This window comes from Candidatus Methanocrinis alkalitolerans, from assembly GCF_029167205.1.
GTDB lineage: Archaea > Halobacteriota > Methanosarcinia > Methanotrichales > Methanotrichaceae > Methanocrinis > Methanocrinis alkalitolerans.
The window spans coordinates 1-14,278 of the sequence record NZ_JARFPL010000014.1 but is presented as its reverse complement, the minus strand read 5'-3'; the positions used below and the strand labels follow the sequence as shown (position 1 = coordinate 14,278).

Genomic DNA, 14,278 nt, shown 5'->3' with positions numbered 1-14,278 from the left:
CTCGGGGTGGTCTCCATTGATGAAGGTATTTTCATGTCTCAAGCTGGACGGTGACGAGGCCGTAGAAGGCGTCCACCCGGTGGTAGAGGAGACGCCCCTCTCGATATTTATTAACGGGAGGCATTTCGCCACGGCCATGACGAGCCCCGCCATGCAGGAGGAGTTCGTTGCAGGCCACCTCTTCTCCGAAGGGATCGTAAAAGGGCTCGAAGAGATCGAATCCCTGAACGTAGAGGAGAACGTTGTAAAGGTGGTACTGACCAATCCGATAAGAGCGATCAGGTCAAAGAGGCCGATATTGAGCGGATGCGGTGGAACCTCTTCCTTCCTGGACGAGTCGAAGCTTGCGAAGGTGGTATCTGACCTGAGGATCGAGAGAGGGGACCTTCGGGCGGCCGTAAAGGAGATCTCCATGTCGCAGCTTCATAAGGCCACGGGAGGCGTCCACTCCGTGGGGCTCTTCGATAGACGGGGGGTCATCTGCAAAGTCGAAGACATAGGCAGGCACAGCGCCCTCGACAAGGTCTTAGGCCGCGGCCTCCTGGATGGGGTCAGGTTCGAGGAGACCTTCGTCGCCACCACCGGGAGGATATCCTCGGATATGGCCCTGAAGTGCTCCCGGGCCGGGGTTGGGATCATAGCTTCCAGGGGGGCGACCACGAGCCTCGCCATCGAGATCGCCGAAAGAACCGGCCTGTCCATAGTTGGCTTCGTTAGAGGGGAGAAGATGAACGTCTACACCGGCCGGGAGAGGATAAAGGGCTGATGAGCCGCAACCTCTCTAAAGGGATAGCATCCTCTCTATTGATCTTCTGGCCAGCCTCGCCGTCTCCTCGGCCACCACCACCCTCGGCTCCAGGGTCCTGAGGGCCCGGAGGACCTTCTCCGGGGTCGTCTTCTTCATGTTGGTGCAGATCGCCTCCGGGCTCAATGGGTAGAACCGCTTACCCGGATTCTCCTTCTCGAGCCTGTAGATCATCCCCACCTCAGTCCCAATGACGAACTCCTCCACCCCGCTGGCCTTCGCCCGCCTCCCCATCCCAGAGGTGCTGCAGACGGTGTCTGCAAGGTCGATGACACGGGGCCTGCACTCCGGATGGACCAGGACCTCCGCCCCGGGGTGCGCGAGCCTCGCCGCCTTCACCTCTTCAGGGGTGAACCGGTCGTGAACATAGCAGTAACCGTCCCATTTGATGATCTTCTTCTCCGTCCATCTGGAGATGTAGTCCGCGAGGTTTTGATCCGGGACGAAGATCACCTCCTCCTCCGCCAGGGAGGCGACCACCTCCACCCCGTTGGCTGAGGTACAGCAGATGTCAGACTCCGCCTTCGTCTCGGCGGTGGAATTGACGTAGCAGACGACGGCCGCCTCCGGATAAGCCGACTTAAGATCCCTCAGATCCTCGGCGGCGATCATGGAAGCCATGGGGCACCACGCCTCCAGCGCTGGGAGTATCACCCTCTTATCGGGGGAGAGTATAGCCGCCGTCTCCGCCATGAAGTCGACGCCGCAGAATATTATAACCCGGCTGTCCAGCCTTGCCGCAGCCCTGGAAAGCTCCAGCGAGTCTCCCACCAGGTCTGCCAGATCCTGGACCGGACCGGGCTGATAGTTATGAGCAAGGATGACAGCCCCCAGATCCTCTTTCAAACGGGATATCTCTTCCATCATGAGGTCGAAGAACGGTTACGACGGCTATATAACAATTGTTATCATTCAGATTCCGAGGGTCAGCCTGATGGTATTTCTCAAAGCAGGAGCGAGCCCCAGGGTCAGGAGGGCGAGGAGGGTCAGGTTCCGGAGGGGCGGATCGTCCCGGAGACCGCCCTCGATGAGGGCGAGGACGGGGATAAGGATCAAAAGCTTCAGGGGGTACATCACCAGGGCGGTCCCCGAAAGGTCGATCAAAAAGTTTGGTATAACGTGCTTCTCGTAGTAGCCGAACCAATCCACCCCTATGTAGGTGGATGTGGCATCCATCATGTGAGCCCATAGGATCAGCCTGTGGAGCCGATCCGATAGGAAACGGAGGTTCAGCCGATGCCCCACCGCCATCACCGCCAGGGCGGCGGCGGACCCGAGAGCGAATATCGCCGCCGGGGCCAGGAGGCTTTCAGTCCCCCGGGTGAAGAGGGCGATGAGGTTGGCTGCAGTCCAGACGAGGCCGACGGCGGCGTAGATTGCAAGATGCCCGGCACCAATCGCCCATCTGGACAATACGAGGCAGAAGAGGGCCGCCGCTGCCACCAGGAAGTATATGAAAGGGGTTATGAGGAGGTAGCTTGCAGGGGCGGCCACCATACCAGCGTCCTCGACGACCCTGAGGCTCGCCCCCGCCAGGATGTATGGGGCGGTGTATAATGCAAACCGCTCGTCCAAGACTATGTCAAGCCTCCGGAAGAGCCTGATGGCCAAGAAGATCATGCCTCCGAGGATGAGGGCCCAGGTGACGGTGTTCACCGGGTTGTAGCCGGAGTCGTAGACTATGGGGTCCACGTAGTATTCGTATATCCAGGGGTGCAAAGGCGCCGATCTCCTCTCCACGATCTCGTCGATCTCGAACTTGCCGGACTTGGAGGTACCATAGTATATTTAAGGATCATATTTAAGGATCGGATCATATTTAAGGATCGTTCCTGTGGGCTGATACGTATCGATAAGGCCGTTGCGACGAGATGTAGGACGGCCTTCGGCCCCATAGTCATCACTTCGAGGATGGTTTTTAATGGACCATGGAGCCTGCCGCCAGCACTTCTCCATATCAAGGGTCCCATGGGCGCGGAAGCTTTATATAGTGATGTGGGCGAAGAGAATCTGTCCGTTTTCTGATTTTAATCCGAGGTATTTAGATGGTCGAGGTCTTCAAAGGCACAACTACGGTGGGGATCGTTTGCAAAGATGGTGTGGTGCTCGCATCAGAGAGCCGGGCCACCATGGGCCACTTCATAGCCAGCACCACCGCCCAGAAGATATACCAGCTGGCCGAAAGGGTCGGCTTGACCACCGCAGGGGTGGTGGGAGACGCCCAGTCCATCGTCAGGATGATCCAGGTGGAGTCGAGGCTATACAACATGCAGAGGGGCGAGCCGATGACGGTCAAGGGGACCGCCACCCTTCTATCGAACGTCCTCGCTTCCAGGCGATACTTCCCCTTCATGGTACAGCTCCTCTTGGGCGGCGTGGACAAGAAGGGGCCAAAGCTCTTCTCCCTGGACGCCCTGGGCGGCCAGATCGAGGAGCATAAAGTCGTGGCCACTGGATCGGGCTCTCCCACCGCCTACGGCGTCCTGGAGGCGCTATACGATCCCAAGATGGACGTCGAAGAGGGGGCGAAACTGGGGATTCGGGCCATCCACAACGCCATAAAGAGGGATTCGGCTTCTGGCGACGTCATACAGGTTGTAAAGATCACCGGCGACGGGTATGAGGTCGCGGATGAATCCTCTGTGGAGAATATCCGCCGTGCCCTCTGATTAATAAATTTTTTTTGGGTGTATTTCATTGTCTGTTGAGGAAGTGCTCCTTGAGCTTAAGCGGAGAGTGCAGAGTAGACTGCCTCCGAACATAAACGTCACCGGCATCGAATTCGAGGGCCCTGAGCTGGTAATATACACCGACGACCCCCGAAGGCTGGCAGACGATGGTGAGATAGTCCGATCCCTCGCAAAAGATCTGAGAAAGAGGGTGGTAGTCAGGCCCGACCTCAAGGTCCTGGCCGACCCCGAGGGGGCGGTGAAGAAGATCCAGCAGGCGGTGCCCCCCGAAGCGGGGCTCACCGACTACTACTTCGACGGCCAGACCGGAGAGGTGGTGATCGAGGCCGAAAAGCCGGGGCTTGTCATAGGGCGCCATGGAGCCACCCTCCGGGAGATCACCAAGCTCATCGGCTGGACCCCGAAGGTGGTGAGGACCCCTCCTGTGAGGTCTTCCACCATCGCCAACACAAAAGATTACCTCCGGTCCGTCCAGTCAGAAAGGAAAGAGATCCTTAAGACGATCGGAAGGAAGATCCATAGAGACGTCGCCTCGAAAGACCAGTGGGTTAGGATATCGACCCTGGGAGGGTGCCGGGAGGTGGGGCGAAGCTGCATGCTCCTCTCGACCCCGGAGTCTAAGATCATCGTCGACTGCGGGGTGAACGTCGGCTCCGACGACAGCGCTACCCCTTACCTCTACATACCCGAGGTCTACCCCTTGAACCAGATCGACGCCGTCGTCCTCACCCACGCCCACCTCGACCACGCAGGGCTCGTTCCGATGCTCTACAAGTACGGTTACGAGGGGCCCATCTACTGCACCCAGCCGACGAGAGACCTCTTCGTCCTCCTCCAGCTCGACTACATCGATATAGCCGGAAGGGAGGGTAAGAGGATCCCCTACGAGTCGGCGATGATCAGGGAGGCTCTGAAGCACACCATCACCCTCAACTACGGCGACGTCACCGACATCGCCCCCGATACCAAGCTCACCATGCACAATGCAGGCCACATCCTCGGCTCTGCCATCTGCCACTTCCACGTCGGAGACGGCCTCTACAACGTCGCCTTTACAGGAGACTTCAAGTTCGAGAAGACGAGGCTCTTCGACCCGGCGGTCCACACCTTCCCGAGGCTTGAGACGCTGGTGATGGAGGCGACCTACGGCGGGTCGTCCAGCACCCAGCCCTCGAGGAGAGAGGCGGAGACGAGGCTTCTGAAGGTGGTGAGGGAGACGATAAAACGGGGCGGAAAGGTGATAATCCCGGCCTTTGCCGTCGGAAGAAGCCAGGAGGTGATGATCGCCCTGGAGGAGGCGATCAGGAAGAAGTCCCTCGACGAGATCAGCGTCTACCTCGACGGCATGATCTATGAGGCGACGGCCATCCACACGTCGTACCCCGAGTACCTGAATAACGAGCTGCGGGACCTGATCTTCCATAAGGGGATCAACCCCTTCCTCTCGGAATGCTTCGTCCAGGTGGAGAGCGCAAATCACAGGGCCAGCATCATGGAGGGCGACCCCTCCGTCATCCTGGCGACGAGCGGAATGATGAACGGCGGCCCGATCCTGGAGTATCTGAAGGGGCTGGGTCCCGGCGAGAAGAACACCCTCGTCATCGTAGGATACCAGGCCGAAGGAACTCTGGGGCGCCGGATCCAGAAGGGGTGGAGCGAGATCCCCCTATCCTCCGGCGGGAAGACCCAGACCGTCAAGGTCAACCTGGAGGTGGTCACCGTTGACGGGTTCTCCGGCCACTCCGACCGCAACCAGCTTATGGATTACGTCAGAAGGGTCTACCCAAAGCCTTCGAGGGTGATAACAAACCACGGCGACGAGAGCAACTGCCTCGACCTCGCCAGCTCCATCTACAAGAAGTACAGGATACCGACGATGGCGCCCATGAACCTGGAGACGACACGGCTGGTCTGATGCGGGCGGAAGGGGCGAAGCAGGACGGCCGCCCGGGAGGATATGGAAAAAACCTTGGGCGGCAACATGATACCCGTGGCCCCTTCTCCCTCGGCCTGGGATCCTCTGAGGGCCCCAGATTCCCTCCCCTCCGCTCCGGCGGCGGCGATGGATTCTTCAAAAGATTTATCAAATTTGAGCGCCAATTGGCCGATGAGGTTTAGTGCGATGGGAAAGAGAACTCGGATCATCAACGATCCCTCCGATCTTGTTCCTCTGCTCCTGGCTTTCGGTTCAGAAGTTCACAAAAGGGTCTTTGAAGAGCTCTGCTCTGATTGGCGTACAGAAAAGGATCTCGTCGGGCTCCTGGGCGACGAGAGAGGGGTTCAAAGGAGCCTGGTGCTTCTGAAGAAGAGCGGGCTGATCGAGACGAAGTGGAAGATGCCGAAGCCCGGCGAAAGTCCGGAGAAGGAGTATCACTCCAGCTATTCCAGGGTCCAGGCCAACTTCGTCTGCTCCCTGGAGGACCTGAGCGAGCTGATATACCTGACATCCATGTCGGATGATGAGATCCGAGAGGGGACCGAGAGGATCGAGGAGCTCGTCGCCAAGGGGAACACCTCCCTATCCAACCTCTCCCGAGAGCTCGATCTCAGCCAGGCCTTCATAAGGGGATCTGCCAAACGGGCGGAGAGGCTCGCCGTCAGGGGACAGAGGATCGAGCTCTCCAGAGAAGAGGGTTAGAAGATGGTCGACGTTTTACAGAGCAAGAGGGACAGCTCGAGGTTTCAGATCCTGGTAGAGATAGCCGCAAACCAGCCGAACGTCCGGCAGAAGGAGGTGGCCGAGAGGCTCGGGGTCACCCCCCAGGCGATCTCCGAGTACATCAAGGACCTGGTGGCCGACGGGCTTGTGATATCCGACGGGAGGATGAGGTACCGGATCACCAAGGAGGGGGTGGAGATGCTGCTGGAGTCCGCAGCCGAGCTGAAACGGTACGCACGGTTTGTGATGGAAGAGATCATAAGCCACGTATCGGTCTGGTCCGCCATCGCCGACGAGGATCTCGAAGAGGGGCAGACGGTATCTCTCGCGATGAGAGGAGGACTCCTCTACGCCGGCCGGAAGGAAGGGGACGGGGCGACGGCCGTCACCATCTCCGACGCCCTCGCCGGAGAGGACGTGGGGGTATCAAACCTCAAGGGGTTGATCAGCCTCAAGGAGGGGACGGTCACCGTCTGCAAGGTCCCCAGGGTCCAGATGGGAGGGTCGAGGAAGGTGGACCTTCAAGCCCTCAAGAAGATCGTCGGGGAGGGGAAGATGGTGGGGGCCCTGGGGATAGAGCCTCTCGTCGCCCTGAAGAAGGTCGGTCGGGAGCCGGACGTCTTCTTCGGGGCGAAGGAGTCGGCGGTGGAGTCCGCCTTCCACGGCGTCTCTTCGGTGATCGTCTGCGTCGACGAACAGGTCCCAAACCTCATGGGGAGGCTCGAGGCCGAGGGGCTGAAGTACGAGCTCGTCGACCTCACCGCCTCCTGACCTGGAGGAGATGCAGATCCAGGTCCTGGCGAGGGCGGAGAAGGGACGAGTTCTCATCCTCCCCCTCCGGGGGGCGGAGACGCTCTTTGAAGGGCATCTCCGGCTCAAGGATACCCCCAAGGGCCCTCGGCCCAGGAAGTTTCTGGTGAAGAAGGACGGCGACGAGAAGTACCTCCAGCCCGAAGACCTCATCAGGCTCCTCCGAAAGGCCGACGCCATATACGTCGCCAGGGGCGACCCCGCCATGGAAGAGGAGTTCGTCGAGTTCCTCGAAGGGTATCAGCTCTCTTTTAGGAAGGTCTCCATCTGCCAGCTCTGCCTCTCGGAGAAGAGGAAGTTCACACCCCTGGACAAGGGGGCGGTCAGATTCAAGGGGGGGCTGATCTGCGAGAGATGTGCCACAGAGGAGCTGAAACGAGAAGCGGATTTCAGGCATCTAGGGCGGGCGGCGAAGCTCCACCTGGCGAGGGTCCTCTTCAAGAGGAGAAACCTCGACGACGTCCTCTCCCTCCTGGCCCTCGATAGGATCGACTCGGCGCTGACGAAGTTCGACGAGATCCCGGCGGAGAAGGATGAGGACCCGATGCCGGTGGAGGCCCTCGACCTCCCAGCACAGTTCAAGAGCTTTCTATTGAATAGGACAAAGACCCTCCTCCCGGTCCAGGCGAAAGCGGTGGCGGGGGGCCTATTGGAAGGAAGAAACCTCCTGGTCATCTCGGCCACCGCCACCGGCAAAAGCCTGGTGGGGGAGATGGCGGGGATCAAAAACTTCCTCTCGGGAAAGGGCAAGCTCCTCTTCCTCGTCCCCCTCGTCGCCCTCGCCAACCAGAAGTACGACCAGCTCTCCCTCTATAGGGATCTGGGAGCGAAGGCCTCCATCAGGGTCGGCGTCTCCAGAATCAAGCTGGGGAAGGGTAAGAGCTTCCGCCAGGATCTCCACTCCGAGATCATCGTCGGAACCTACGAAGGGGTCGACCAGCTCCTCCGGACGGGGAGGGACCTCGGGAAGGTGGGGACTGTGGTGATCGACGAGGTCCACATGCTGGAGGAGAAGGAGAGGGGCCACAGGCTCTCGGGGCTCATCGCAAGGCTCCGGTTCTCATTTCCCACGGCCCAGTTCATCTACCTCTCTGCAACGGTGGGAAACCCAAAAACCCTATCTGAGCAGCTCGGCGCCGACCTCATCGACTACCATGTGAGGCCGGTTCCCATCGAGCGCCACCTCATCTTCGCCGAACCCCGGGATAAGAGGGGACTGCTCAGGCGGCTCGTCAAGGAGGCGGCCTCCAAGACCTCCTCCACCGGTTACAAGGGCCAGACGATCATCTTCACCAACTCGCGGAAGAACTGCAACAGCCTCTCCATGGCTATCCCCAACTCCGCCGCCTACCACGCCGGGATGCAGTACGACCAGAGGAGGAAGGTGGAGCTCCTCTTCGGAAGGGCTGATATCGATGCCGTGGTTACGACGGCGGCCCTCGCGGCGGGGGTCGACTTTCCCGCCTCCCAGGTGATCTTCGACTCCCTCGCCATGGGGATAGAGTGGCTTTCCGTCCACGAGTTCAACCAGATGCTGGGGAGGGCAGGAAGGCCCGGCTATCACGATCGCGGGATCGTCTACCTCCTCCCCGAGCCTGGCAAAAAGTACCAGGGAGGGAAGGGGGAGTCCGAGGACGAGGTGGCCCTCCGCCTCCTCCGGGGGAAGATGGAGGACGTCCTCCCCGAGTACGAAGAAGAAGAACAGCAAGAGGAGGTCCTGGCCAACGCCGTGGTGGCGAGATCGATGGACGAGCTCGCAAGGCTCCACCACCTGACGATAGGCCTCGACGATCTGAGATCGAACCTTGCGGCCCTCATCGATGCCGATCTCGTGAGAGGGATCGCCCCTACCCGGATCGGAAGGGCGGCGGCGGCCCACTTCCTCACCCCAGAAGAGGTCGTGGTGATCAGGAAAGGGCTCGCCGAAGATGGGGATCCTCTGGAGGTGGCCGTCGACCTGGAGATCTTCTCCGACCTCTACCTCAAGGCCGCAGACCGGATATCGATGAAGCTTAGGATGCAGGTCTCATCGAGGGCGTTCCACGGCTCTGTTATGGACCTGCTCAGCGGCGAAGATCTCACCAACCTCGACCCGAAGTTGAGAGAGGAGCTCTTGAACTTCGCCAAGGAGTTCACCCGGTGCGGCTGCAAAGACGCCCCCTACTGCGGCTGCCCCGAGAGGAAAGCCTCCCTCAAGATCCTGGAGCTGCGGGCCGGAGGGGCTAGCCCCGGCCGGATCATCCAGGAGTTCACCGAAAATTACGGGATATATGCCTATACGGGGGACCTGATAAACTACCTGGACGCCGTCGTCCGACGGCTGGAGGCGATCGAGGAGATGGCCCGGGTCCTGGGCAAAAAAGAGACGGCGAAGGAGGCGAAGAGGATCCGGGAGAGGATCGAGGGATGATCCACCATCCAAAACTTTCGGAGAAAAACCCGGATCGCTCCCCCAAGCTACATCGGCGGCCTCGCCGGCGGCCGAGGCGAAGAGAGCCCCGACCCATCCCCTCGGCGATGCCAAAACCCCATGGGGGGATCCAGGGCCGTACCGGGGCCGAGACATACGTCCATCCGGCATGAGCCGCCGATGGAGGGCTCCAGGATGACGGCGTAGCTCTCGGGGCGCGGCCGGTGTCCCCCGAAGAGGACGACGGACCCCACGGAGACGACGGAGCCGTTATGGGGTCGGGTCTCGACTCTGATCTTGCCCACCATCGCCATCCCCGCCCTGGACCTCCCCGGAATCGCGCCCCAGACGGGCTCCATCACCTCCCCCTCCAGGGTCGAGTTCAGATCCCCGATAATGATGCTGATATTTCTGATTAGGTATGTCGCCTCGCCGAGACGGATCTTCCCCCGGTAGCCATACCCCTCCCCGCTCCCCTCGATCTCGGACTTGATCTCTCCCAGGGTCCGGTTCTCTCCAAGAAGACGCCGAACCCTGGTGGGGTCGACGGCTCTGGCCCGCTCCACCTGGAGCCTCACCGGCAGGATCAAGCCGTCAGACCCCATCCCAAACCCCCTCTCGGAACGGACTATGGTTATCAGGATCGGCGGTCGGTCGGCGTTCTGGGGGACGTCGGCGACCTGATAGAGGAAGTGACCTGCCGTGCCATCTCCTCTGCCGATCCCCTCCTCAGAGGAGAGGTGCGCGCCCCCGACGCTCAACAAAAGGAGGGACGCCAGCCAAAGGATGATAATCCGGCTCATCCCACCTCCCTGAGCCTCTCGGAGAGCTCGATGACGTTCGTCCTCCCCCATTCCTTCTTGGTCACGATATTTCTCCTCTCAAGAGATACCACGATACCGGTGAGGGATGATTTGGGAATCCCCGTCTCTCGCCTTATCTCTGCCTGGGTCATCTTCCCTTCGTTCTTTATCAGCGCCTCCAGGACCCACCTCTCCCTCTCGGTGAGCGTCTCCATCACCGCCGTCATCTTCCCCGATATCGGGGTCTTGGACATCTCCGGACGGGGGGTGGAGTCGAGGTCGGGGAGGGGGACGAGGTCCACCATAAAGGCACCCTCACCCAACCCCTCTCGCCGATCGTCTTCTCGCCGATCCTCTAGGAGATCGCCCCCCGCCTCCGCCGCCCCGGAGCCCTGATATGGGCCCTGAGCCGATCCACCTGTCGGTGGCTGAGGCGATGCTTCAGACGGAGGACAAGGCGAGCTTCCTGCTGGGTCAAGGGGCGAGCTGCAGACGCCCCGCATCCTGAAGCTGACCGCCCCGAAGATGACGACCAGGGCTATGATGAGGACGACTACGGGTACGAGCTTCTCGGCAGATCCCCCGGGGAACGGTAGGGCGGCAGACGCCGCTTCCGCCCTCCCGCCGTTCAAAGGCTGGCGGTACCTGACGGCGGCAGATGGTTCCGTCACGTCGTAGCCGTGAAACTCCACAACGAAGGAGTCGCTGGAGGTGGAGACCAGATAATCGAGCCCTTCGGTGCCGCTGATCTCGCTGATCCGGACGCTCTCCGAGAGGTAAAATGTGACGTGATACTCGCCGTAGCTCCCCTCGGTGGGGAGTCTGATCTCCCAATCCTCCCCGTTCTTCGTGGTGAGGGCGTTGGTAACGGCGTAAAGCTGGAGGGCGTCTTCGTCGTACTGGTACTCCGAGCCGCTCAGAAAGGGAAGACCGTCGATACCCTCGGCGTACCCCGTCACCAGAGCCTTCCCCATTTCGTCGGCATATATGTCCAGGACGAGCCCCCTGGAACCCAGGCCCTCGTCCCCTGCGGCGGGGGTGAGGAGGACGGCCACGAGGAGGGCGAAGGCCCATAGGCCCTTTATGTCGATATCCTTCATCAAGATCCTTTGGATAGCTCTTTTGATGGGGGTTGGAGGTCGAATATATTTAAGATTTGGGCGCCTTCTCGCCTTCCGGGCCCGTCATACGCACAATTCATAAATGATTAAATCCGATGTAATAGTTCGATATGAGTGGCAACGGTTCACGTCAACGGATCGGATCGGCGACGTCGTTCGTCTCTCAAGCTCTGATCCTCATCCTGCTGTTGGTCCCAATCCAGGGGGTCGGCGACCTCGAAGCCGACGTCTACGGCGAGATCAGCTTCGTCGAGCCCCCGGAGCCGGCATCTCCCGAAGAGGTCGCCGTCGGCTCCGAAGAGGTAGTCGCCGCCTCTGAAGAGGTCGGGTCCCCGGAGACGGGGAGGAGCGGCGGCTCTGGGGTCGATGAGGAGTTCGAAGACGGGGAGGAAGACGGAGAGGCGACGATCGCCGAGGCGGTCGTCTACGTCTTCAACAGAGACGACGACACCCTGAGCGTATCCCTCTTCATAGACTCTCAGCTTATGGGGACGGAGGATATCTCAAAAGATAAGGAGAAGAAGTTCGGAGAATTCCCCCTGAAGACGGGCCCTCACACCTTCAAGATCACATGGTGGGATGACGACACCAAAAAGACCCACCAGGAGGAGATCGTCGCCCTGGTGGAAGGGGTGACGGCGGTCACCGTCTATACGACCCGGAATACCGCGCCGGAGAAGTTCGACGTCAATGTGATGTTGAGGAACGATAACAAAGAAGACCTGGAGGCTTACCTCTACATCAATGGCGAATACGAACGGCTGAAGACCGCCAAGAAGGAGAGCACCACCGACCTGGGCAAGTTCAGCATCGAAGAGGGGACCCACATCCTGGCGGTGAGGTGGCAGGACCCAGCGACGAAGATCGAGTACGAGAACAGGAAGACCGTCAGGGTTGAGGGAAAGACCGTCGTCACCTTCTACGCCCCAAAAGGTATGACCTTCGAGACGGAGGAGAGAGGGGAAACGAAGACCGTCGCCACCAGGACCGCCACCACCACCGCTGCCGCACCGACCGCCAGGGCGCCTTTGACCAACGAGGGAGGAGATGAAGATGCTTCTTCGCAGGCTGGGATGAAAGGCGCTGCGGGACCGTCGTCGAACCCCGAGGCGGCGAAGCCCGGAGCTGAGAAGAAGGCGGGATCTGACCCGGAAGAGAAGGGCGACTTTGAGGACGAACCGTCCCATGGCAGGAGGACGACCCTCTATTTATCGACGATAGGAGCGATCCTTGCCATATACGTCGCATTCTTCAGGCGTTGAGGCCATGATGAGGATCTTCACGATCCTCCTCCTCGCCTCGACGATGGGCTCTGCCGTCGAATGGGGTGACAGGGCCGAGGGGGAGCTCCGGTGGGGAGAGGCCCTCTCCATCGGCGGATACTCCCTCGTGGCGGCGGACTTCACCCCTGAGGAGGTGACGCCGAGGATGGTGATGCTGAAGCTATCGAGGCAAGGAGAGCTGATTGCAACGAGGGCCCTCGGATCTGGAGAGAGCTTCTCCGTGGATGACGAGGTGATGGTCGTCGCCCAGGAGGTCTGGATGAGAGACCGGCTCGTCGACGGCCTCGTGGAGCCCAGGGCGAGGGTCGCCCTCCTCGTCCGCGCCGTCCCGGAGCTTCGGGTCCTGGTGATATCACAAGAGGACTCTTTCGAGGTCGGAGAGCCGGTGAGGCTCCAAGTCGAGATAGAGAACGTCGGGGCGACAGAGGCGGAAGAGGTGGTGGTGGAGGTGACGACGGACCCTCCGATCTTCTCATCGATCCATAAGAGGTCGAGCCTCGCCCCCGGAGAGGCCTGGGACGGGGACCCAGAGACGGGGGAGGTCGACCCCATCAAGGTGAGGTTTGCGGCGCCCTCTACTTCCGGTCCCGAAGAGGTCTCCATTAAGGTTTCTGCCCGGTACCGCGACGGCGATGGGGGCGTTTACGAGTCCTGGGGCGGGACGAGCTTTCGCATCTTCGGCCCCCTGAAGCTCTACAAATACGCAGAGGAGGCGATGAAGCTCAAAGACAAGAGCATAGTCCGCCTCTCCGTCAGCAACCGGGGGGACCGGACGCTGGCGGTGGACCTATCCGACTCCGCCGGCGGGGACTTCCGAGCGGAGTCCGCCCTCAAGTGGAAGATATCGGTGCCGCCGGGGGAGATGGAGACGGCGAGCTACACCATCCGCGCCAAGAAGCCGGGGGAGGGGCAGGTCCTCCCACCTGCCGAGGCGACCTACTCCATCGACGGTGTTACCCACAGAGTCGCCTCCAGAAGCCCCGTCATCGACGTCATCGGCCCCCTGGTGGAGGTGGAGAAGAAGGCCTCCGCCTCCACGGTCCAGGAGGGAGGGGGGGTGACGGTGACCCTGGCGGCGACGAACGTCGGCAACCGGAGGACTATGGTCTCGTCGAAGGAGACGGTCCCCTCCTGGGGGAGGCTCGTCTCCGGGGAGACGGACCTCTCCAGCCTCCTGCTCCCGGGGGAGACCGCCACCCTGGTCTACACCATATCCTGCCCGGCGGCCGGAAGTTTCGAGATCCCGGCTGCCACCGTCTGTTACCGGGACGAGGACGGGACCGCCTGCACCGTCGAATCCTCGCGGCTCAGGATCACCGTCCAGGAGGTGGAGAAGGCCGACCCGAAGACGTCCCCCGATACGCCGGAGATGGCGCCTCTCCCGATAGACGGTTCGACCTCGGAGGTGGGGGATGGAGGCGGTGGCCAGGGGTTATACGACGGGGCCGACGGCGAAAGTCAAGACTCAAGGAGGAGGAAAGCTCCCGGAAGCGGGCCGATTTTGTGGGCCTTACCAGCTCTGATACTGATAATATTCGTCGCCTTCGATAGATACATTTAGAGAGAGCGATTAGAGAGAGCGATTAGAGAGAGCGATTAGAGAGAGCGATTAGAGAGAGCGATTAGAGAGAGCGATTAGAGAGAGCGATTAGAGAGAGCGATTAGAGAGAGCGATTAGAGAGAGCGATTAGAGAGAG

12 protein-coding genes are annotated in these 14,278 nt (G+C 60.6%); 8 read left to right on the top strand and 4 right to left on the bottom strand.

What is annotated here, in order from left to right:
* Window positions 1-19 precede the first annotated feature (19 nt).
* Window positions 20-766 carry a formate dehydrogenase accessory sulfurtransferase FdhD gene (gene fdhD / locus P0O24_RS05835; RefSeq protein ID WP_316968806.1) on the top strand — a complete coding sequence of 249 codons (747 nt, stop codon included), beginning with the start codon at window positions 20-22 and terminating at the stop codon, window positions 764-766.
* 15 nt (window positions 767-781) lie between these two features.
* Here the strand turns inward: fdhD and nadA are convergent, their stop codons facing one another.
* The gene (gene nadA / locus P0O24_RS05830; RefSeq protein ID WP_316968805.1) at window positions 782-1,672 is read right to left on the bottom strand and encodes a quinolinate synthase NadA; all 891 of its coding nucleotides are present in this window, start codon (window positions 1,670-1,672) and stop codon (window positions 782-784) included.
* 45 nt (window positions 1,673-1,717) lie between these two features.
* Complete coding sequence (locus P0O24_RS05825) at window positions 1,718-2,524, bottom strand: DUF63 family protein (protein ID WP_316968804.1); 807 nt, start codon at window positions 2,522-2,524, stop codon at window positions 1,718-1,720.
* Between the two features lie 326 nt (window positions 2,525-2,850).
* Between P0O24_RS05825 and psmB the strand changes: the two genes are divergently transcribed.
* From psmB to P0O24_RS05800, 5 genes are all read left to right on the top strand, one after another.
* On the top strand, window positions 2,851-3,474 hold the full coding sequence (gene psmB, locus P0O24_RS05820) for an archaeal proteasome endopeptidase complex subunit beta (protein WP_316968803.1): 624 nt from the start codon (window positions 2,851-2,853) through the stop codon (window positions 3,472-3,474).
* A gap of 28 nt (window positions 3,475-3,502) precedes the next feature.
* Window positions 3,503-5,410, top strand: coding sequence for a beta-CASP ribonuclease aCPSF1 (locus tag P0O24_RS05815; RefSeq protein WP_394356715.1), 1,908 nt, complete (start codon window positions 3,503-3,505; stop codon window positions 5,408-5,410).
* Between the two features lie 207 nt (window positions 5,411-5,617).
* Entirely contained in the window at window positions 5,618-6,133 is a 516-nt protein-coding gene (locus P0O24_RS05810; RefSeq protein ID WP_316968801.1) for an ArsR family transcriptional regulator, read from the top strand.
* 3 nt (window positions 6,134-6,136) lie between these two features.
* Window positions 6,137-6,925, top strand: coding sequence for a DUF7839 domain-containing protein (locus P0O24_RS05805; protein WP_316968800.1), 789 nt, complete (start codon window positions 6,137-6,139; stop codon window positions 6,923-6,925).
* 10 nt (window positions 6,926-6,935) lie between these two features.
* The gene (locus P0O24_RS05800; RefSeq protein WP_316968799.1) at window positions 6,936-9,374 is read left to right on the top strand and encodes a DUF5814 domain-containing protein; all 2,439 of its coding nucleotides are present in this window, start codon (window positions 6,936-6,938) and stop codon (window positions 9,372-9,374) included.
* A 47-nt stretch (window positions 9,375-9,421) separates the two neighbouring features.
* Here the strand turns inward: P0O24_RS05800 and P0O24_RS05795 are convergent, their stop codons facing one another.
* Both P0O24_RS05795 and P0O24_RS05790 read right to left on the bottom strand, forming a co-directional pair.
* Window positions 9,422-10,177 carry a hypothetical protein gene (locus P0O24_RS05795; RefSeq protein ID WP_316968798.1) on the bottom strand — a complete coding sequence of 252 codons (756 nt, stop codon included), beginning with the start codon at window positions 10,175-10,177 and terminating at the stop codon, window positions 9,422-9,424.
* Window positions 10,174-11,277 (bottom strand): helix-turn-helix transcriptional regulator, encoded by a 1,104-nt coding sequence (locus tag P0O24_RS05790; RefSeq protein WP_316968797.1) that lies wholly within the window; start codon window positions 11,275-11,277, stop codon window positions 10,174-10,176. Before P0O24_RS05790 ends, P0O24_RS05795 begins: the two co-directional genes overlap by 4 nt.
* 131 nt (window positions 11,278-11,408) lie before the next feature.
* Here P0O24_RS05790 and P0O24_RS05785 point away from each other — a divergent pair, with 131 nt between their 5' ends.
* Both P0O24_RS05785 and P0O24_RS05780 read left to right on the top strand, forming a co-directional pair.
* The gene (locus P0O24_RS05785; protein ID WP_316968796.1) at window positions 11,409-12,560 is read left to right on the top strand and encodes a hypothetical protein; all 1,152 of its coding nucleotides are present in this window, start codon (window positions 11,409-11,411) and stop codon (window positions 12,558-12,560) included.
* Window positions 12,561-12,564: 4 nt separating this feature from the next.
* On the top strand, window positions 12,565-14,142 hold the full coding sequence (locus tag P0O24_RS05780; protein WP_316968795.1) for a COG1361 family protein: 1,578 nt from the start codon (window positions 12,565-12,567) through the stop codon (window positions 14,140-14,142).
* Window positions 14,143-14,278: the final 136 nt, after the last annotated feature.

Coding starts and splice junctions, on each gene's coding strand:
- P0O24_RS05795 (WP_316968798.1), bottom strand. CDS start 10,177: ATGAGCCGGATTATCATCCTTTGGCTGGCGTCCCTCCTTTTGTTGAGC.
- P0O24_RS05780 (WP_316968795.1), top strand. CDS start 12,565: ATGATGAGGATCTTCACGATCCTCCTCCTCGCCTCGACGATGGGCTCT.
- P0O24_RS05790 (WP_316968797.1), bottom strand. CDS start 11,277: ATGAAGGATATCGACATAAAGGGCCTATGGGCCTTCGCCCTCCTCGTG.
- psmB (WP_316968803.1), top strand. CDS start 2,851: ATGGTCGAGGTCTTCAAAGGCACAACTACGGTGGGGATCGTTTGCAAA.
- P0O24_RS05800 (WP_316968799.1), top strand. CDS start 6,936: ATGCAGATCCAGGTCCTGGCGAGGGCGGAGAAGGGACGAGTTCTCATC.
- P0O24_RS05810 (WP_316968801.1), top strand. CDS start 5,618: ATGGGAAAGAGAACTCGGATCATCAACGATCCCTCCGATCTTGTTCCT.
- P0O24_RS05785 (WP_316968796.1), top strand. CDS start 11,409: ATGAGTGGCAACGGTTCACGTCAACGGATCGGATCGGCGACGTCGTTC.
- fdhD (WP_316968806.1), top strand. CDS start 20: ATGAAGGTATTTTCATGTCTCAAGCTGGACGGTGACGAGGCCGTAGAA.
- P0O24_RS05805 (WP_316968800.1), top strand. CDS start 6,137: ATGGTCGACGTTTTACAGAGCAAGAGGGACAGCTCGAGGTTTCAGATC.
- nadA (WP_316968805.1), bottom strand. CDS start 1,672: ATGATGGAAGAGATATCCCGTTTGAAAGAGGATCTGGGGGCTGTCATC.